This window comes from Streptomyces sp. NPDC046335 (assembly GCF_055587985.1).
In genome coordinates, this window is record NZ_JBVJFF010000004.1 from 525,508 (window position 1) to 544,869 (window position 19,362).

At 72.4% G+C, this 19,362-nt stretch carries 19 protein-coding genes; 13 read left to right on the top strand and 6 right to left on the bottom strand.

Annotated elements, in window-relative coordinates:
• Positions 1-188 precede the first annotated feature (188 nt).
• From ACZ6JY_RS11860 to ACZ6JY_RS11905, 10 genes are all read left to right on the top strand, one after another.
• Complete coding sequence (locus ACZ6JY_RS11860; protein WP_469194795.1) at positions 189-1,256, top strand: ATP-binding SpoIIE family protein phosphatase; 1,068 nt, start codon at positions 189-191, stop codon at positions 1,254-1,256.
• 113 nt (positions 1,257-1,369) lie between these two features.
• Positions 1,370-2,059, top strand: coding sequence for a HEAT repeat domain-containing protein (locus tag ACZ6JY_RS11865; protein ID WP_469195049.1), 690 nt, complete (start codon positions 1,370-1,372; stop codon positions 2,057-2,059).
• Between the two features lie 3 nt (positions 2,060-2,062).
• Positions 2,063-3,067, top strand: a complete 1,005-nt coding sequence (locus ACZ6JY_RS11870; RefSeq protein ID WP_469194797.1) for a MerR family transcriptional regulator — start codon at positions 2,063-2,065, stop codon at positions 3,065-3,067.
• Positions 3,068-3,490: 423 nt separating this feature from the next.
• Positions 3,491-4,810 (top strand): ABC transporter substrate-binding protein, encoded by a 1,320-nt coding sequence (locus tag ACZ6JY_RS11875; RefSeq protein ID WP_469194799.1) that lies wholly within the window; start codon positions 3,491-3,493, stop codon positions 4,808-4,810.
• The gene (locus ACZ6JY_RS11880; RefSeq protein WP_469194801.1) at positions 4,807-5,757 is read left to right on the top strand and encodes a carbohydrate ABC transporter permease; all 951 of its coding nucleotides are present in this window, start codon (positions 4,807-4,809) and stop codon (positions 5,755-5,757) included. Before ACZ6JY_RS11875 ends, ACZ6JY_RS11880 begins: the two co-directional genes overlap by 4 nt.
• Positions 5,757-6,605 carry a carbohydrate ABC transporter permease gene (locus ACZ6JY_RS11885; RefSeq protein WP_469194804.1) on the top strand — a complete coding sequence of 283 codons (849 nt, stop codon included), beginning with the start codon at positions 5,757-5,759 and terminating at the stop codon, positions 6,603-6,605. The genes ACZ6JY_RS11880 and ACZ6JY_RS11885 overlap by 1 nt, the downstream gene beginning before the upstream one ends.
• A 4-nt stretch (positions 6,606-6,609) precedes the next feature.
• Positions 6,610-7,224, top strand: coding sequence for a hypothetical protein (locus tag ACZ6JY_RS11890; RefSeq protein ID WP_469194806.1), 615 nt, complete (start codon positions 6,610-6,612; stop codon positions 7,222-7,224).
• 50 nt (positions 7,225-7,274) lie between these two features.
• Complete coding sequence (locus ACZ6JY_RS11895) at positions 7,275-8,393, top strand: Gfo/Idh/MocA family protein (protein WP_469194808.1); 1,119 nt, start codon at positions 7,275-7,277, stop codon at positions 8,391-8,393.
• Positions 8,390-9,322: a DUF6807 domain-containing protein gene (locus ACZ6JY_RS11900; RefSeq protein ID WP_469194810.1), complete on the top strand. Its 933-nt coding sequence runs from the start codon at positions 8,390-8,392 to the stop codon at positions 9,320-9,322. The genes ACZ6JY_RS11895 and ACZ6JY_RS11900 overlap by 4 nt, the downstream gene beginning before the upstream one ends.
• Positions 9,316-10,056: a cupin domain-containing protein gene (locus ACZ6JY_RS11905; protein ID WP_469194812.1), complete on the top strand. Its 741-nt coding sequence runs from the start codon at positions 9,316-9,318 to the stop codon at positions 10,054-10,056. The genes ACZ6JY_RS11900 and ACZ6JY_RS11905 overlap by 7 nt, the downstream gene beginning before the upstream one ends.
• 1 nt (position 10,057) lies before the next feature.
• Here ACZ6JY_RS11905 and gdhA read toward each other — a convergent pair whose 3' ends face one another.
• From gdhA to ACZ6JY_RS11930, 5 genes are all read right to left on the bottom strand, one after another.
• A complete protein-coding gene (gene gdhA / locus ACZ6JY_RS11910) occupies positions 10,058-11,416 on the bottom strand; it encodes an NADP-specific glutamate dehydrogenase (protein ID WP_469194813.1) in 1,359 nt (452 codons plus the stop codon).
• Between the two features lie 219 nt (positions 11,417-11,635).
• On the bottom strand, positions 11,636-12,274 hold the full coding sequence (locus tag ACZ6JY_RS11915; protein ID WP_469194815.1) for an Rv1733c family protein: 639 nt from the start codon (positions 12,272-12,274) through the stop codon (positions 11,636-11,638).
• A gap of 108 nt (positions 12,275-12,382) precedes the next feature.
• Positions 12,383-13,216 (bottom strand): rod shape-determining protein, encoded by an 834-nt coding sequence (locus ACZ6JY_RS11920; RefSeq protein ID WP_469194817.1) that lies wholly within the window; start codon positions 13,214-13,216, stop codon positions 12,383-12,385.
• A complete protein-coding gene (locus ACZ6JY_RS11925) occupies positions 13,213-13,623 on the bottom strand; it encodes a TraR/DksA family transcriptional regulator (protein ID WP_469194819.1) in 411 nt (136 codons plus the stop codon). The genes ACZ6JY_RS11920 and ACZ6JY_RS11925 overlap by 4 nt, the downstream gene beginning before the upstream one ends.
• A 114-nt stretch (positions 13,624-13,737) precedes the next feature.
• Complete coding sequence (locus ACZ6JY_RS11930; protein WP_469194821.1) at positions 13,738-14,067, bottom strand: TraR/DksA family transcriptional regulator; 330 nt, start codon at positions 14,065-14,067, stop codon at positions 13,738-13,740.
• Between the two features lie 406 nt (positions 14,068-14,473).
• Between ACZ6JY_RS11930 and ACZ6JY_RS11935 the strand changes: the two genes are divergently transcribed.
• From ACZ6JY_RS11935 to ACZ6JY_RS11945, 3 genes are all read left to right on the top strand, one after another.
• Entirely contained in the window at positions 14,474-15,544 is a 1,071-nt protein-coding gene (locus ACZ6JY_RS11935; protein ID WP_469194824.1) for a HAMP domain-containing sensor histidine kinase, read from the top strand.
• The gene (locus ACZ6JY_RS11940) at positions 15,541-16,269 is read left to right on the top strand and encodes a response regulator (RefSeq protein WP_469194825.1); all 729 of its coding nucleotides are present in this window, start codon (positions 15,541-15,543) and stop codon (positions 16,267-16,269) included. Before ACZ6JY_RS11935 ends, ACZ6JY_RS11940 begins: the two co-directional genes overlap by 4 nt.
• Before the next feature lie 98 nt (positions 16,270-16,367).
• Positions 16,368-17,036, top strand: a complete 669-nt coding sequence (locus ACZ6JY_RS11945; RefSeq protein WP_469194827.1) for a maltokinase N-terminal cap-like domain-containing protein — start codon at positions 16,368-16,370, stop codon at positions 17,034-17,036.
• Between the two features lie 25 nt (positions 17,037-17,061).
• Here ACZ6JY_RS11945 and ACZ6JY_RS11950 read toward each other — a convergent pair whose 3' ends face one another.
• Positions 17,062-19,359, bottom strand: coding sequence for an ABC transporter permease (locus ACZ6JY_RS11950; RefSeq protein WP_469194829.1), 2,298 nt, complete (start codon positions 19,357-19,359; stop codon positions 17,062-17,064).
• Positions 19,360-19,362: the final 3 nt, after the last annotated feature.

The following is a 19,362-nucleotide window of genomic DNA, read 5'->3' on the forward strand; positions in this document are numbered from 1 at the left end:
GCCGTGCCGAAGGGCCCCGGGCCCGCCGCTCCGCGGACGCGTTCCGTCTCGGCGGACTGACGTACGATTCGGCTGGACGTCGGGAGGGGACTCGGCCTCGGCCTCGGCCGAAGTGGCGCCCGCCGCCCGGTCGATGGCTTTCACCTGCGATCCGTGGTGGGCGAGGGGGCGATGGTGACGATCATCGAGTGGGTCCGGTGACCGCCGGTACCGTCCTGGACGTCGAGGACGTGCGGTGGTTCAGGGACGGCGAGTCCCTGACGGCCGCCTCCCGCGGGGCGGCCGCCGCGCTGGCCAGACGCCTCGGCCTCGACGCCCACCGTGCCGCGGAGGTCGCGCTCGCCGTGAGCGAGGCGGCCACGAACGTGCGCCGCCACGCAGAGGACGGGGCGTTGCTCCTTCGGGTGGTGCGTACGGAGGACCAGGCGGGGGTGGAGTTCCTCACCGTCGACTCGGGGCCGGGGATGGCGGACGTCGCAGGGGCGCTGTCCGACGGCTCCTCCACCGCGGGGACCCTGGGCATCGGCCTCGGCGCGGTCTCCCGCCTTGCGGACCACTTCGACCTGCACTCCGTCCCGGGCCACGGCACGGTCATGGGCGCACGGTTCTGGCCGCGCGCGGTGGACGGCAGGGCGGTCGTCGAACAGCCCGACTCCCCGATGGTCTCCGGAGTGACCAGGCCGATCAGCGGTGAGACGGTGTGCGGCGACGCGTGGGCCGTACGCACCACGCCGGCCGACGTCGCCGGAGACAGACCCACGGTCCTGCTCATGCTGTGTGACGGCCTTGGGCACGGACCGCTCGCGGCGCGGGCGAGCCAGGCGGCGGTCAAGGCCTTCCACGCCGCGCGCGAACTCAGCCCGGAGAGCGTCCTCGAAGACGTTCACCGGGCGTTGCTGGGCACGCGCGGCGGAGCGGTCGCCGTGGCCCGGGTCGAACCCGCGGCGGGACGGGTGCTGTACTGCGGAATCGGCAACGTCAGCGGCTTCCTCCTCGGCCACAGCGGGCGCAAGACGCTGTTGTCGGCCCCGGGAATCGTGGGCGGGCAGATGCGGCGCATACGGACCTTCGAGGAGCCGCTGTCCAAGGGTTCCGCGCTGGTGATGCACTCCGACGGCCTGACCGAGCGCTGGGACCCGCGCTCGCTGCCGGAGCTGCTGCGGCACTCGCCCCTCGTCGTGGCGGGCCAGTTGCTGCGCGAGGCGGGCACGCGGCGTGACGACGCGAGTGTCGTCGTACTCAAGAGCGCCTGGTGAGCTGCGGTACGGCCCCGTTGTGACGCTCCGGCCTCCCTCGGCCGGCGGCCGTCGCGCCGTTTGACCTTGACACGGTGACAGGGTCTTCACTGCGGGCCAAGGAGGTGGTCTCGATGGCGGTCACGGGGCAGAACACGGATACGGTACGAGCGCTGCGCGGGCTGGCGGACGGGCGTCCGTCCGTGCGGTTGCGGGCCGCGCTGGCGGCCGGGACGACGCCTGACCCGGGCTTCGTCGGCACACTCGTCGAGCGGTGCGCGATCGAGCCCGAGTTCCTCGTCCGCGACATGCTGACCTGGGCGCTCACCCGCCATCCGGTGTCCATGACGCTCCCGGCGCTGGTTCGCGAAGTCCGCTCGGAGCGCGCCCAGGCGCGAAGTCAGGCCCTGCACACGCTGTCCAAGATCGGGGACCGGCGGGCGTGGCCGGCGATCACACGGGAGCTGCTGACCGACGCCGACGACGAGGTGGCGCGCAGCGGCTGGCGCGCCGCGGTCGTCCTCGTACCGGAGGGCGAGGAGCCCGCCCTGGCCGCGGCGCTGGCGACACAGCTCGGACGCGGTGAGCGGGAGACGCAGTTGAGCCTCAGCCGGGCGCTCGTCGCTCTGGGAGACGTAGTCGTCCCGGCGCTGCGGGCTGCGACGATGGTTCCTGACCCACGCGTGCGCGCGCACGCGCTCGCCACGCGACGGCTGCTGCTCGACCCGGACATCGGGTTCGAGTTCGCCGTCGAGGAGGCGAAGCGTGTGGTGGCCCTCGGCGGGTCCGGGGACCTCGGCGGTTCGGACCAGGAGGGACAGTAGGACGTGTTGATCGGCGAGGTGGCGCGACGGTCCGGCGTCAGCGCCCGCATGCTCCGGCATTACGAGTCACTCGGGCTGGTGCGGCCTTCCGGCCGTACGGGGTCCGGGTACCGGGAGTACTCCGAGGACGACATCCGGCGGATCTTCCACATCGAGAGCCTGCGGTCGCTGGGACTGTCGCTGCGTGAGATCGGGCGCGCGCTCGACGACCCCGGCTTCGCGCCGTCGGCGCTCGTCGGCGACCTCGTCCGCCAGACGCGCGAACGCATCGCGGCCGAGACCGAGCTGCTCACGCGGCTGCACCGCATCGATGCCGCCGGGCCCGGCCGTTGGGAGGATGTCCTCCAGGTCGTCGCGCTCCTCCAGGCGCTGGGTTCCAAGAGCCCCGGTGCCCGCCAGCGCGCGGCCCTCTCCATGGTCGACGGGGTTCCCCTGCCGGTGGAGGCCCTGGCCGAGGCGGCGCTGCGCGAGACGGATCCGAACGTTGCCGGAGCCCTCCGATGGGCCCTGGCCCGGTCCGGCGACGGAGGCACGGGGCTACTGGCGGAGGGCCTCGGTTCACCCGTGGCCGCGGTGCGCGAGCGTGCGGTGCGGTCCCTCGCCGAGATGCCCGGCGACGAGGCCACCACGTACCTGCGGCAGGCCCTCGCCAACCCCGACGTCGTGGTGCGCGGGTGCGCGGCTCTGGCGCTCGGGACGCGGGGAGCGGCCGATGTGGTGCCGACGCTCATCGACATGATCGCGGATGGCAGGAACGACACCGACGCGGCCGACGTGTTGAGCGTGCTGGCGATCGACACCGCTGCCGCGGACCGGATCGCGACCCGGCTGGCGGACCGTCTCGCCCATCACACCACTGAAGCGCCCGCACGCGGGCGGCTCACGCAGGCGCTGGCCGCCGTTCCGGGGGCGACCGCGGCACAGACCCTCGCGCGGCTGTCGCATGACGACGACCGTGCCGTCGCCCTCACCGCTGCCTATCTGCTCCGGTTGCGCGAAGACCGGTGACGGCAGTGCCCAAGGCTCGCAGGAGTACGGGTCGGGGGCGCGGGACACACGCCCCCGGCCGGGGGCGTTCGGCGTGCGGAACTCCCCGTACGACAAGGTGATGCGCCCTCGATGCCGCCTGCTGGTTCGGTGGACCGAACCGCTGGCGCGCACCGCGCCCAACGGCGTTGCCGCCGACCCGGATCGGGCCACTCCGCCCTGTTGACCGGCCGGGTCCAACGGTGCTTGAGTGGCGCGGGTTGAGAAAGCGCTTGCTATCGCTTGCCGTCACCCGGCCGTTACCCGCCGTCCCACGTGGCGGCCCGTGGGCACACCCCCGCCCGCGTCGCGCCGGCCGCGCGCGGACCGCCCCGGCGGGCGGAGCGCGCGCCGCCCCACAGCTCCCACCACGCTGCCGACACCACAGCCGAGGAGACATCCGCCATGGCACGACCCGGCTACGACCGGAGAACGAACGCCTTCGCCCTCTCGCTCAGCCTGCTCCTGCTGATCCTCACGGGCTGCTCCGGCGGCGACGGCGCGAGCGCGAAAGCGGGCGGGAAGGTCACGCTCACCTTCGCCTGGTGGGGCAACGAGGACCGCGCCAAGCGCACCAAGGCGGCCGTCGCCCTCTTCGAGGAGCGGCACCCGGGTGTCACCGTCCGCACCTCCTTCGCGGGCTACGAGGCGTACGTCCAGAAGCTCGCCACACAGGCGGCCGGCGGTGACCTGCCCGACGTGGCACAGCTCGACTACCGGCAGATCTCCCAGTACGCGGGCAGCGGCACCCTGCTGGACCTCGGCCCCTACCTCAAGGACGGCACCCTGCGCACCGCCGACTTCGACAAGGGCCTGACCGGCACGGGCGCCTACCGGGGGAGGCAGTACGCGTTTCCGATGGGACGGGGGTCCACCGGGTTCGCCTACGACGCGGCGGTGTACGAGAAGGCGGGCGTGCCCACGCCACGGCCCGGATGGACCTGGGACGACTGGGTGGAGGCGGGAGAGAAGATCAGCGCCCTGGGGAAGAAGGGCGCGAACGGCCGCCCCTACACCGGCCTCACCGACATCGGCGTGAACGAGGACGCCTTCGAGAACTGGCTGCGCGGCCGGGGCAAGGAGCTGTACGCCTCCGAACGCCGGCTCGGCTTCACCGTCGACGACCTGACGGAGTTCTGGACCTTCACCGACCGGCTCCGCCGCAAGGGAATCGCGTCCCAGGCCAAGGACACGGCGCAGATCAACGGCGCCGTCGAGGACACCCCGATGGGCCGCGGCCTGGCCGCCACCGACTTCAACTGGGACGGGCCCTTCCTCGGCTATCCGCCGTTGCTCGGCGAGAACATCCGCTTCGCGCCCGTGCCCACCACCGACGGCAAGGCGGGCCAGTACTTCAAGCCGACCGTGCTCGTGGGCGTGGGCGCCAATACCGGGCACCCCAAGGAGTCCGCCCAGTTGATCGACTTCCTCCTGAACGACCCGGACGCGGGCGAGATCCTCGGCGTGACCCGCTCCACGCCCCCGAACCGGAAGATAGCCCGGTCCATCGGCGGCAAGCTCAAGGGCCCGGAGAAGGAGGTCTACGACTACGGCCGCGCCATCACCGCCTACGGAACGGACGCGCCGCCCAGCGCCCCGCCGCGCGGTGACGTGGTCCTGCAGGTCTCCTTCACCCGCACCTACCAGCGCGTGACCTACGAGATGCAGAGCCCCCGGGAGGCCGCCGAGGAGTTCGTGGCCGAGGCGGAGAGGGAGCTGCGATGACGACCACGACCGCCAGGCCGCGCACCACCCCCGCCGCCGCGCCGGGGACCGTACGCCGAGGGCGCCGCGAACGACAGGGCCCCGCCTACGTCTTCCTCTCGCCCTGGATCCTCGGCGTCGCCCTGCTCACGCTGGCGCCCATGGCCGTGTCGCTGTACCTGTCCTTCACCGACTACAACCTCTTCGACGCCCCCGAGTGGGTGGGTCTTCGCAACTACAGCGACATGTTCACCGCGGACCCGCGCTACTGGCGTTCGGTGGGCACCACCCTCCTCTTCGTGGTCGTCGCCGTCCCGCTCAAACTGGCGCTCGCCCTGGGCGCGGCGCTGCTGCTCAGCAGGGTGCGCCGCGCCAAGGGCTTCTACCGCTCGGCGTTCTACGCCCCCTCGCTGCTCGGCGCGAGCATGTCGATCGCCCTGGTGTGGCGGGCGCTCTACAACGACGGCGGCACGGTGGACGAGGTGCTGTCCTCCGTCGGCATCCACACCGGCGGCTGGGTCGCCGACCCCGATCTGGCCGTGTTCGTGGTGGCCCTGCTCTCCGTCTGGCAGTTCGGGGCGCCGATGGTCATCTTCCTGGCCGGGCTGCAACAGATACCGACCGACCTCTACGAAGCCGCCGCCCTGGACGGCGCCGGCCGGTGGCGGCAGTTCGTGTCCGTGACCCTGCCGATGCTGTCACCGGTCATCTTCTTCAACCTCGTCCTGGAGACCATCCAGTCCTTCCAGGTCTTCACCCCGGCGTTCGCGATCAGCGGCGGGCGGGGCGGACCGGCCGACTCGACCATGTTCTACACCCTCTACCTGTACGAACGCGGCTTCTCCGCCTCGCACATGGGCTACGCCTCCGCCATGGCGTGGGTGCTGCTCCTCGCCATCGGCGCGGTGACCCTCGTCCTCTTCAAGACCTCACGCTCATGGGTCTTCTACGCCAACGAGGGGGCCTGATGAACACGGCCGCACCCACCCGGACCACCACCATGGCGAAGCACATCGCCCTGCTCGCAGCGCTGCTCGTCCTGCTCTATCCGCTGGCCTGGCTCCTCGCGACCTCTCTCAAGCCCGCCGACGAGGTACTGACCAGCCTCAAACTCCTGCCGAACCACCTGGAGTGGTCCAACTACACCACGGCCCTCGACGGGGTGAGCGACGTCGGTGTCTCCCGGCTGCTCGGCAACTCCCTGCTGATCAGCGCGGGCGCGGTCCTCGGCAACGTCGTGTCCTGCTCGCTGGCCGCCTACGCCTTCGCCCGGCTGCGCTTCCGGATGCGCGGCGTGATGTTCGGCTTCATGGTCGCGACGATGATGCTGCCGCACCACGCCGTGCTCATCCCGCAGTACATCATCTTCAACAAGCTCGGCATGGTGGACACCTACTGGCCGCTGATCCTGCCGAAGTTCCTCGCCACGGAGGCGTTCTTCGTCTTCCTGATCGTGCAGTTCATGCGGGGGCTGCCGCGAGAGCTGGAGGAGGCGGCCCGCATCGACGGCTGCGGACCGTTCCGCAGCTTCTGGTCCGTCGTCCTGCCGCTGACCAGACCGGCGCTGATCACCACCGCGATCTTCACCTTCATCTGGACCTGGAACGACTTCTTCACCCAGCTGATCTACCTCTTCGACCCGCAGAAGTTCACCATCACCCTGGCCCTGCGCAACTTCGTGGACCAGTCCAGCAGTTCCGCCTACGGGCCGATGTTCGCCATGTCGGTGATCTCGCTGCTGCCGATCGTGCTGTTCTTCCTCGCCTTCCAGCGCTATCTGGTGCAGGGCATGGCGACGTCCGGACTGAAGGGCTGAGCCGGTGCAACCCCTCGTACGCGAACGGCGCGAGCCGGGCGAGCTGTTCGGCCCCCGCTTCTCGCTCTTCGCCGACATGCTCGCGATCGGCCTGGCCACGACCGTCGCCTCGCTGCCCCTGGTCACCGCGCCCGCCGCCCTTGCCGCGGCCTGCGCGGTCCTGCGGGACGCCATCCGCGAGGACCGCCCCGCGACGCTCGGCCGCTACGTCACCGCGCTGCGCGCCCACCGCCCCCTGGGCTCGCTGGCGGCCGGAGTGACGGTGCTCGCGGCCCTGGCCTTCGTGGGCCTGGACCTGATGCTGGCCGGGGCCGGTCTGCCGGGCGCCCGCCCGATCGCTGCGGCGGTGTGCGTGGTCGCGGCCGCCGCCCTGGTCGTCGCCCTGCGCACTACGGCGGACCCCGACGCTGCCCTCGGCTGGCGCCCGGCGGTGCGCCGGGCCGCCGCACGCTCAGCGGCCGACCTGCCGGGCAGCGCCCTGGTCGCCACGGCTGCCGCCCTGTGCGTCACGTTCCTGTGGATGCTGCCCTTGCTGGCCCCGCTGCTGGCAGGACCGCTGGCGCTCGCTGTCACCACCGTGGAGCTCCGTGCCGGCGCCCCCGCCACCGAAGAAGGATGATGCCGTCGCCGTCTGCCGGAAGCGCTTTCCCCACTCCCCGAGGAGGCCGCATGTCTTCCACACCCGCCCGTCTGCGGGCCGCCGTCATCGGCACCGGCGGCATCGTCCTGGGCAGCCATCTGCCCGCCCTGCGGGCCCACTCCGACCGGGTCGAGCTGACTGCCGCCGTCGATGTCGACCCGGGCAGACTCGGCGCCTTCACCGCCCGGGCGCGCGAGACCGGCATGGACGTCCAGGGGTTCACCGACTCCCGGGCCATGCTCGACACCGTCCGCCCCGACCTCGTACTGATCGGCACCCCACCGTCACTGCACCGCGCGCAGACCGTGGCCGCGCTCAAGGCAGGAGCCTGGGTCCTCTGCGAGAAACCGCTGTGCCTCTCGCTCGCGGAGTACGACGAGATCGCCGCCGCCGAGGAGGCGTCAGGCACGTACGCCTCGGTCATCTTCCAGCACCGCTACGGCTCGGGCGCCGCCCACGCCCGCGACCTGATCGCACGCGGTGAGCTCGGCGCGCCCCGCGTCGCGCACTGCCAGACGACGTGGCACCGCGACAGCTCCTACTACGCGGTGCCATGGCGCGGCCGGTGGGCGAGTGAGGGCGGCGGCCCCACGATGGGGCACGGCATCCACCAGTACGACCTGCTGCTTCATCTGCTCGGCGACTGGACCGAGATACGGGCCATGGCGGCCCGCCTGGTGCACGACACCGAGAGCGAGGACGTCTCCACCGCCCTGGTGCGGTTCGCGAACGGCGCCCTGGCCACGGTCGTCAACAGCGTCCTGTCCCCGGACGAGGTCAGCCGCATCCGCGTGGACTGCGCCGACGCCACGGTCGAACTCACCCATCTGTACGGCCACCGCAACGACGACTGGGTCTACACCCCCGCCCCGCACATCGACACCGGACGGGCCGCCGCCTGGCGCACACCCACCGCTGATGTCCCCAGCTCGCACACCGCCCAGCTCGGCGCCCTCCTGGACGCGCGTCAGCGGGGCGCCCGGCCGCCGGGCAGCGGCCCCGACGCCCGGCGCACCCTCGAATTCGCGGCGGCGCTCTACAAGTCGGCATTCACCGGCCGACCGGTGCTCGCGGGCGAGATCACCGCGGGCGACCCCTACTACCGGGCCATGCACGGAAACCACCCCGACTGGAGCACCGACCGATGACGATCCAGGTGACCCACACCCACGGCGACCGGATCACGGTCCGCTGCGGCGAAGTCGAGCTGCTCACGTACGTCTACGCGCCCGACCCTGACCCCTTCGAGGCCCGCAAGCCCTACGTCCACCCGCTGCGCACCCTCGCCGGGAACCAGGTCTCGGGCTACCGGCCGAGCGACCACCGCTGGCACAAGGGACTCCAGATGACCGCGAGCCATCTGTCGGGCCAGAACTTCTGGGGCGGCAACTGCTATGTGCGCGGGGAGGGATATCGACGGCTGCCGGAACGGGTCGGCTCCATGCGCCACGACCGCTTTCCCGTCCTGGACGCCGCGGGCGACCGTTTCCATCTGGCCGAGGAGCTCACCTGGGTCGAGAACGGCGGCCAGGAGTGGGCCGGGGAGGAGCGCGGCCTCACGGTCCACTCGGTGGACGAAGAGGCGGGCTCCTGGGCCCTCGACTGGTCGATCCGGCTGACCAACATCCGCGACGCACCGCTCCATTTCGGCTCCCCGACCACGGCGGGGCGTGAGCTGGCCGGCTATACGGGACTTCAGTGGCGCGGGCCACGCGACTTCACCGGAGGCACCGTCTTCGGCCCCGACGGCGACCACGGCCCGGCGGATGTCGGCGAACTGATGGGCGGTCAGGGCGCGTGGCTGGCCTTCACCGCCGAGCACGACGACATCGACGCGCACTCCACCCTCGTCTTCGCGCACGCTCCCGAGAACCTCGACGAGACGGCGGCGATCCATCCCTCCCACTGGTTCGTGCGCTCCACACCCATTCCGACCGTCGCGTTCTCCTGGGCGTTCTTCGAGGAGTTCGAGCTGGCGCCCGGCGCCTGCTTCTCGTACCGCTACCGCGTCGTGGTCGCCGACGGCGCCTGGGACCACGACCGGATCACCGACCACCTGAAGGGACTGACATGGTGAGCGTTCCGCAACCGCTGCCCGGGGCCGTGGGCCTGTCGCACCTGAGCGCCTACCCGTGGGAGGCGGCCGACGGCGTCTGCGGGGGCAGCCCGCACCTGCACCTCGTGTGCACGGAGGCGTACGTCGTCACCGGCGGGCGCGGCGCCGTGCAGACACTCACCCCCGACGGCTACCGCGACGTCCCGCTGGCGGAGGGCTCGGTGGCCTGGTTCACGCCCGGCACCGTGCACCGCATGGTGCAGGGCGGCGACCTGCGGATCACCGTCCTGATGCAGAACAACGGCCTGCCCGAGGCCGGCGACGCGGTCTTCACCTTCCCGCCCGCCGTGCTCGCCGACCCCGAGCGGTACGCGTCCGAGGCGCGGCTGCCGGCCAGGAGCGGGCCGGAGGCGGAGCGGGCGGCGCGCAGGCGCAGGGACCTGGCGGTCGAGGGGTACCTGCCGCTGCGGGAGGCGCTTCGCGCGGGGGACAACGGCCCCTATCTGGCGTTCCAGCGGGCCGCCGCGCGACTGGTCAGGGAGCAGGTGCCGCGCTGGCGTGAGCTGTGGCGGGCCGGTGCGCTGGCCGCCGCGGAGCGCACCGGCGCCCAGCTCGACGCGCTCGAAGCGGGCAGCGCGGACCACCTGACCCGAGCCGGCTCCTACGACACGGTGCCCTCGCGACGCGGCGGCTACGGGATGTGCGGCCGCCGGGACGAGTACGAACTGCCGGGCACGACGCCGGTCGGGCCGTGACTCAGATGACGCCCTGGGCGAGCATCGCGTCCGCCACCCGCTCGAAGCCCGCGATGTTCGCGCCCGTCACGTAGTCGCCGGGGGAGCCGTGGCGCTCGGCGGTCTCGTGGCAGGTGGTGTGGATGTCGTTCATGATCTGCGTCAGTTCCTCCTCGACCCGGGCCGCGGGCCACGACGTACGGGCGTGGTTCTGGGCCATCTCCAGGGCGCTGACCGCGACGCCGCCCGCGTTGGCCGCCTTGCCGGGCCCGAACGCGACACCCGCCTGCTGGAACAGGCGCACCGCCTCGGGCGTCGACGGCATGTTGGCGCCCTCGGACACCGCCTTCACACCGTTGCGTATCAGCGCGGCGGCACCGGTGGCGTCCAGCTCGTTCTGCGTGGCCGACGGCAGCGCGATGTCGGCCGGAACCTCCCAGACCCGCCCGCCCGGCACGAAGCGGGCCGAGGCGCCCCGGCGTTCGGCGTACGTGTCCACCCGCCCGCGCTCGACCTCCTTGACCTGCTTGAGGAGGTCGAGGTCGATGCCCTTCTCGTCGACCACGTAACCGGACGAGTCCGAGCACGTCACGGCGTTGGCGCCGAGGGCGGCGAGCTTCTCGATGGTGTAGATGGCGACGTTGCCGGAGCCGGAGACGACCGCCGTGCGGCCTTCCAGGTCCTCGCCGCGCTCGCGCAGCATCGCCGCCGCGAAGAGGACGTTGCCGTATCCGGTGGCCTCCGGACGGATCAGGGAGCCGCCCCAGCCCTGGCCCTTGCCGGTGAGGACGCCGGCCTCCCAGCGGTTGGTGATGCGCCGGTACTGGCCGAAGAGGTAGCCGATCTCGCGGCCGCCGACGCCGATGTCACCCGCGGGGACGTCCGTGTGCTCGCCGATGTGCCGGTACAGCTCCGTCATGAACGACTGGCAGAAGCGCATGACCTCCGCGTCGCTGCGGCCGTGCGGCTCGAAGTCGCTGCCGCCCTTGCCGCCGCCGATGCCGAGGCCGGTCAGCGCGTTCTTGAAGATCTGCTCGAAGCCCAGGAACTTGATGACGCCGAGGTTCACCGACGGGTGGAAGCGCAGGCCGCCCTTGTACGGGCCGAGCGCGCTGTTGAACTCCACCCGGAAACCGCGGTTGACGTGGACGCGCCCCCGGTCGTCCTGCCACGGCACCCGGAAGAGGACCTGCCGCTCGGGCTCGCACAGCCGCTCGATCAGGCCGGGTTCGGCGTACTCGGGGCGGGCCGCGACGACCGGCTCCAACGTCTCCAGGACCTCGTGCACGGCCTGGAGGAACTCAGGCTGGGCCGGATTGCGGTGTTCGATCTCCGCGAGCAGCCGCGTGAGCGTGGTCTTCGAATCGGATCGCGTGGTCAAAAAACGAGGCCTTTCTGGCACGGCTGGCACCGGCGATCCGGTACATGGCGCGGCTCACGCCGGTAGCAGCCCGGTCGGGACGCTCGGCGCCGTTGCCGTGCGCGGGACACTCAAGTATGACGCGCATGTAAACACACCGACCGGCGGTGGGGTCCACGTACGACCACTATGCGAGACCGGGCTCCGCGCGGCGATCCTCGGCGGAGACGGCCCTGCTGGTCAGCGTGAGGTGGTCCAGCGCGGTGCGGTCCGTGCCCATCGTGCTTCCCAGTCGGCCAGGTTGTACCGGAGCAGACCCAGCGAGGCGGCGCCATAGGCGGCGGCTCCGGCGAGAGCGACGGCCAGGAAGGCGAGGACCGCCCAGCCCATGGCACGGCTGCGGATCTCGTCGGCGGACATGGGCGCTCCGGTCATCGCTCCATGGGTGTCGGCCCAGACATCGACGGTGCTGCCCCGGCTCAGACCGGGCAGGACGTCGGTCTCCGCGGTACGGGTCCGCCCGTCCGGGGCGGTATAGCGGACGGTGACCGGGTAGCGGGCCTTCCTCGCCTCGTCGGAGCCGGGTTCCGGATGGCGCGGGGCGTCGTGGGTGAGGGTGGCGGTGAGGAGGTGCCGGGTCTGCGCCTGCTGCTGGGCGAGCGCGCGGTAGTGCCCGGAGGCGGCGTCCCCGACGAGGAACGCGGCGACCAGCCCCACCACGGGCACGAGCAGCAGCAGCGCCAGGGCGGTCCACCCCTGGATGCGGTCGGTGCGCCGGCGCAGCGGATTGTGCCGCCAGCGCCACAGCGACTGGGGGTGCACCGGCTCGTGCTGTCCGGGAGCGGGGGGCGGTTGCCCGGAGGGCGTGACGCCGGACACGGTGGTTCTCCTTCCGGTGGCGGGGGGGGGAGGCAGGGGGGGCGAAGGACTTCGTACGGGGGCCACGGGCCGGTGGAGCGGCACCGGCCCGTGGCAGTGGGGACGGGCTCAGAGGAACAGCGGGCCGGAGCCGGGCGGGGCCGTGGTGCGGGCCGAGGGGTGCGCGTGCGCGGCCCGCAGGATCTTGGCGGCGCCGCGGATGGCGGCGGTGTGCGGCGCGGCGACGGCCCGCAGGGGCGCCTGGAGACCGGTGATGAGCCGACGGGCGAGATCGGGGCGCAGGGCGCCGCCGCCGGCCAGCAGGGCGCCCCGGCTCAGCGCGTCGGCGGTGACCGCCGTGCGGTCCTGGCGGAGCATCGACGTGATCATGGTGGTGACGGCTTCGCCGATCTCCGCCGAGGCGTGGGCGCCGGTCAGGTCAGTGGTGCCCAGAGCGGTGCGGCGGGCGTCGAAGACGGTGCCGTCGACCAGCAGGACGACCTCGGTGAGGTGGGCGCCGATGTCCACCACGAGCAGCGGCCGGTCGAGGTCGGCCTCCGCCGCCAGCGCGATCGCGCGTGCGGCGGGCACGGTGATCACCGCGCGCGGGCGCAGCACCTGCACGGCGGCGCGGGCGCGCTCGCGGAAGAGGGGACCGTCGAGGACGGGCGTGGTGACGACCACCAGGGGGCGGCTGAGGCGGGGCAGGCGGTGGCGGAGCAGCCGGTCGAGCATCCGGGCCGTCCCAGGTACGTCCACGATCGCGCCGCGCTGGATCGGGTACGCCGCGCCGGCTCCGGGGAAGGTGATCGTGGGCACGTCGAGGATCGCCTTGCGGCCGTCGATCCAGGCGCGGGTGCGGGCGCTGCCCATGTCGAGGGCGAGGCCGCAGCACTGCCGGCACAGCGGCCAGGGCCGGTGCCTGGCCAGGAAGGCGGGCCGGGTCCGGCGGACGGCACTCATCGCCGCGCCTCCCGTACGTGCTGGCACCGTCCGCAGTAGCGGGCCTGCGGCACGATCATCAGGCGTTCGCGCTCCACGGGGCGCCGACACAGGTGGCAGATGCCGTAGCCGCCCTCGTCGATGCGCCGCAGCGCCGCTTCGACGTCGGCGAGGACCATGCGCGCGGAGGCGGCGAGCTTGTCCTGCACCTCGGCCCGCGCCACGGAGCACCGGTGGTCGTCGGCACGGGGGCCCGCGTCGATCTTCCGCAGCTGTTCCCGGCGGAAGAGCAGTTGCTCGTGAAGGTTCTCCCGCAGTGCGGCGAGGTCTTCGGACGACAGGTGTGGCAGGTGTGGCAGGTGTGCGGGCAGCGGGCGTGCGGGCGGCAGGTGTTCGGCTCGGTCGCCGATGGTCTGATGGTTCACCACTTCACCCCTCATGCAGGGCGGGAAACGAAGGCGGACGATTGGCCGTCGGGCGTGCCAGACGCGCCGGACGTGCAGGCGTGCCAGGCGTGCAGGCGTGCCAGGCGTGCAGGCGTGTCAGGCGGCGGCGCGGCGCTGGCAGGTGACGCAGTACCGGGTGTACGGCAGGATCTCCAGGCGCTCGGCGGGGACGGGCTTGGAGCAGCCCAGGCAGGTGCCGTAGGAGCCGTCCTCGATGCGGGCGAACGCCTCGTCGATCTCTTTGAGGACCCGGCTGATCGCTTCCGTCTGCGCGGACATCAGGTGGTCCTCGGCGCTCTGGCCGGTCTCGCCGAGTGCCTGCAACTGGGCCACGCGGCTGTTGCGGGCGTGTTCGAGTCGCTGGCGCGCGTCGTGGGCGGTCAGCCGTCCGGGACGGGGGCCGGTGTGGGAGGTGTCGAGAGTCACGGCAGGAATCCTTCCGACGAGGCCCAGCGGGTTCGTGGGGTCCATGGGGTCCATGAGCCCGCTGGGCCCGCTGGGCGCAGCAATGGCCGCCCGAACGGGGCGCACGGTCGGCGGACAGCCGTGGGCGCCGGCCGTTCCGGGCGGCCTGGTCACCTTCGACTCTGCTCGTCGGCGCGGCGGAATCCCATCGGGCGCAGGCCCCATTCACGGGGGGTCGCGATACCCATACGTGACCCACCACGGACTTCGAACGCCTCGGATATGGTGGCCACGTGCCCTGGGCCATGCCCATGCTGCAAGGCAGGATGGGCATGAAGAGTTACGAATCAAAGGGCGCGGTCGGCGCGGCGGAACAAGATCACAGGGGTCACGGGGGTCACACCCCATACACGGAGGAGCTGAACCGGTGTCGCTGTTCGGGCGGATCTTCGGGCTCAACGCCCTGGTCCTCGGCGCCGCGACGGCGCTGCTGCTGTGGGCACCGGTGACCGTCTCCGTACCGGTGCTGCTGACCGAGGCGTTCATCCTGGTGGGCGGCCTCGCCGTCATGCTGGTCGCCAACGCCGCCCTGCTGCGCTGGGGCCTGGCGCCGCTGGGCCGGCTGACGAAGCTGATGACCACCGTGGATCTGCTGCGCCCCGGGCAGCGGCTGCCCGTGCCCGGGGCCGGTGGTGGCGCCGAGGTGACCGAGCTGATCCGCACGTTCAACTCCATGCTCGACCGGCTGGAGCACGAGCGGGCCACCTCCAGCGCGCGGGCGCTGCTCGCCCAGGAGGCCGAACGGCGCCGCATAGCCCAGGAACTGCACGACGAGGTCGGGCAGAGCATGACCGCCATCCTGCTGGTCCTCAAGCGGGCCGCGGACGACGCGCACGAGCCGCTGCGCGAGGAACTGCACCAGGCGCAGGAGATCACCCGGGACAGCCTGGACGAAGTCCGCCGCCTGGTACGCCGTCTGCGCCCCGGCGTCCTGGACGACCTCGGGCTGATCAGCGCGCTGACCTCGCTCACCCAGGACTTCGCCACCCATACGGGGCTCCGCGTGGTGCGCCGCTTCGACGCGGACCCGCCCGCCCTCGCCCCGGAGACCGAGCTCGTGCTCTACCGGGTGGCGCAGGAGAGCCTGACGAACGCCGCCCGGCACGCCGACGCGAGCCGCGTCGAGGTGAGCCTGCGCCGCGTGGGGGCCGCGGTGGAGCTGGAGATCGCCGACGACGGCCGCGGCATCGAGGCCGCGTGCGAGGGCGCCGGCATCCGCGGCATGCGGGAACGCGCGCTGCTGGCCGACGCCACGTTGGACCTCACGTCCGAGCCGGGCTCCGGCACCCGTGTCCGCCTCACGACGCCGGTCCCGGGAGGCACGTCCGCGGTCTTGGGCGGCACGCCTTCGATCCCGGGCCGCACCACCGAGATGCCCGGAAGTGTCACGCCGCTTCCGGGAAGTACCGCCCCGCCTCTCAGGAAGCCCTGCCCATGATTGACCCGGCACAGCCCCATGAACCCCCTGAACCCACTGGACCCAGCGTGGCGTCGGCGTCCTCCGCCGACGTCACGCGGCCGATCCGTATTCTGCTCACCGATGACCACGCCCTCGTACGCCGTGGGGTCCGTCTGATTCTCGACCGGGAGCCGGACCTCCAAGTCGTCGCCGAGGCGGGGGACGGTGCCGAGGCCATCGAGGCGGCCCGCAGCCATGACATCGATCTGGCCGTCATGGACATCGCCATGCCGCGCCTGACCGGCCTCCAGGCCACACGCGAACTGGCCGCGCTCAAGCCCGGTCTGCGCATCCTGATGCTGACCATGCACGACAACGAGCAGTACTTGTTCCAGGCGCTCAAGGCCGGCGCCTGCGGATACGTGCTGAAGTCGGTCGCCGACCGAGACCTGGTCGCCGCCTGCCGCGCCGCGATGCGCAACGAGCCGTTCCTCTACCCCGGCGCGGTCACCGCTCTGATCCGCAGCTACCTGGAGCGGGTCCGGCACGGCGAGGAGAACCCCGACCAGCTCCTCACCCCGCGCGAGGAGGAGGTTCTCAAACTCGTCGCCGAGGGGCACTCCTCCAAGGACATCGCCGAAATGCTCTTCATCAGCATCAAGACCGTGCACCGCCACCGCGCCAACCTCCTGCACAAGCTCGGCCTGCGCGACCGCCTGGAACTGACCCGCTACGCCATCCGGGCCGGCCTCATCGAACCCTGACCGGCACGCTGTTCGGCCCGGGGCCCAGCCTGGGGCCAGCCGGGGCGGGTGGGAAAGTATGAGGGTCCGCTTTCGCTCAACGGAGGAGATCCTTCGGCATGGCCGTCATCCACCACACCGTTCTCCGACCGACCAAGCTGGAACTGCTCACCTCCTGGCTCCCCTCCCGCCCGTGGTACCGCGGCGGCGCGGGGCAACCGGAGTTGGCCAAGTCCGGCGGCTTCCGGCTGGACGACCCGCAGGGTGAGGTGGGCATCGAGTTCATCGTGGTCACCGACACCTCCGGCCCTCAACCGACCGCCTACCTGGTGCCGCTCACCTATCGCGGTGCCCCGCTGGACGGCGCGGAGCACGCCCTGGTCGGCACCATGGAGCACGGGGTGCTGGGGCGGCGCTGGGCCTACGACGGTTGCCACGATCCGGTGCTGGTCGCCCAGTTGCTCGCCCTGGTCGAAGGCCGGGTCCAGGCCCAGGACCAGAACGCCAGTGACACTCCCGACCGGGAGGTCACCTGCTCCTACACCGGTGAAGGCCCGATCTCCGAGGCCTTCACCACCACCATTGCCACCGACGACCAGGAGGGCACCGCGCTGACTGCCCCGCACGGCGCGGTCCTCCGCTTGCACCGGGCCCTGCGGCCCACCCAGGACGGCCCTGTTCTCCCTCCGCAGGGAGCGACCGGCCACATCGCAGGTCCCTGGCGCATGCAGGACGACACCCGGACCCGGGGCCTGTTCGCCGTCCTGCACAGCGGCCCCCGGGCCTAGCGACGATGACATTGATGTAGAGGCCCTATTCGGTCCGCAGAGCAGTGGCGGTCCGTACCCTGGCGGTCCAGCTCGCGGGCAGCAGCGCGCCCAGGACGGCGATGACCAGGCCGGCCAGGACCAGCGAGGCCAGTTCGGGGGCCTCGTAGACGGCGAGTACGGAGTCGGGGAAGTCCAGGCCGGCGCTGTGCCCCATGGCGGGCATGACCCAGCCGTGCAGGGTGACGCCGAGCGGAACGCCCAAGGCCCCGCCGGCCAGCCCGGTCGCAACGACGGAGGTGACCACCATCGCGATCACCTGCCGGGGGGTCATGCCCAGGGCCTTGTGGACGCCGAGTTCCCGTACGCGCTCGCGGGTGTCGAGCAGGACCGCGTTGAGCACACCCAGCGCCGCGACGGCGACGAGCATCAGCGTCAGCAGCGCGGACAGGGTGTTGAGGGTGGCGACCATGTCGCTGCCGCCGTCGGCCCCGCCGGCCCGGGCAGTGACACCCAGCGGTTCCATGCCTTTGTTCAGGGCGTCGGTGTAACTGGCCACGTCAGTACCGGACTTCGCCGCGATGTGCCATGTGGTGTCCGTCAGGTCCGGGTGCGCGGGCGCGAGCGTCGCCGCGTCGGTGAACACCTGCATGCCGTCGTAGCGGGGGTCGAGAACCTCGCCCACGATCCGTACCGTGACCGTCTTGCCCATGCCTGCCAGGGTGACGTCGTCCCCGAGACGTTTCCCGGTGGCGGCGAGGAAGCCGGTGGGGACCACGCCCTCTCCGGGCTCGGCGATCCAGCGGCCGGAGACCATGGTGTAACCGCCCCAGGAAGCGTCGCCGGTGAAGGCGACCACCGAGGTGGTACCGGCCACGCCGGGCACGGTGGCCCGGGCCGACGCGGTGCTGTAGGAGGCGCGGGTCGCGGGCTGGGCCCGGATCACGGCGGCGACCGCGGACCCGTCGGGCTCAGGCCGATGGGCGGCGAACGGACCGTGGCGGCCGGGCTCCGGCAGAGGCGCGGCGACAGTGACGTCCGCGGCGTCATGCGCCTTGGCCTTCGTCACCTCGTTGAGCGATGCCCCCATACCCACGGTGAAGGTGACGGCGGCGGCACCGAACAGCACCGCCGTCCCCATGCCCAGCGCCCGGGCCGGGCGTGCGAAGGGACGGGTCAGTCCCAGGGCGAACGGCCGCGACAGCGGCAACCGCCCGGCCAGGCGCGCCGCCCACCGGCCGCGGTCCGTCCCCGAAGGGCGCCCCACGGCGATCGCGTCGACGGTGCGCAGCCGGCCGGCCCGCCAGGCGCTGGCCCACGCGGTCAGCGCGACCAGTCCGAGCACACCGGCGGCCACGGCCGCGTCGACCCAGGGGGCGACGGCGAGGGAGGTGGTGCCGTAGACATCGGCGGTCTCGGCCATCACCGGCACGGCGAGCAGGTGACCCGCGAGGAGGCCGAGTGCCGTGCCGGCCGCCGCCGGGATCAGCGCCTGGCCCACGTAGGCCCGCACGACCTGCGCCGGGGTGAAGCCGATGGCCTTGAGGACGCCGATCCGGCGCAGCCCCGCTCCCACCGTGCCGGCGACCACGTTGCCCACGATGAGCACCGACATGACCAGGCCCAGGATGCCGAAGGCCAGGAGGAAGGGCACGTACAGCGCGGTGTCACGCTCGGCGGACGCCCTGACGGTGAGCCAGGACTGCGTGCCCGTCACCGCTTTGCTCCCCGCTGTCACGGCCTTGCGGCCCGCGGAGACCTGGGCTGTGGTGTCGGCGGAGGTGAGGCGGTAGAGCATCTGGTGGCCGCCGGGGCGTTCGGGTGTGGTGAGTCCGGTGATCTGGGCCGGGGTCACCCAGGCGTCGGCGCTCCGGGTGACCGAGCGGGCCGCGCCGACCACCTTCAGGGCGGGGGCGCCGGGCAGGTCGGGGAAGGTGAGTTCGAGACCGAGGGTGGGGAACAGCGAGGCGTCCGCGTTGAGCACGACCTCGCCGGGGCGCGTGGCCCAGCGCCCGGCGGTCAGCGCGAGGTCGTCGACCCCTCCGTGGGGATCGCCACGGCCGACGACGGTCATCGGCCAGGCGTCCCCGGCCTTCTTGATGTGCGGGGTGACCGACACCGCGCGGAACGGGCCCGCCGCCGCGGTCACCCCGTCGACGCGCCCGGTCGCTTTCGCCCGCTCGGCGGTGGTGCGGGCGGCGTCGTACTCGACGGACAGGTGCGCGCCGTGCTGCCGGGCGAAGGCGTCGTCGAACGGCGCCCCGGAGACCACCAGCAGCGAGCCTCCCAGGACGGACGCCGCGACCGCCATCATCGCGGTCAGACCGATCACGAGTGTCTGCACACG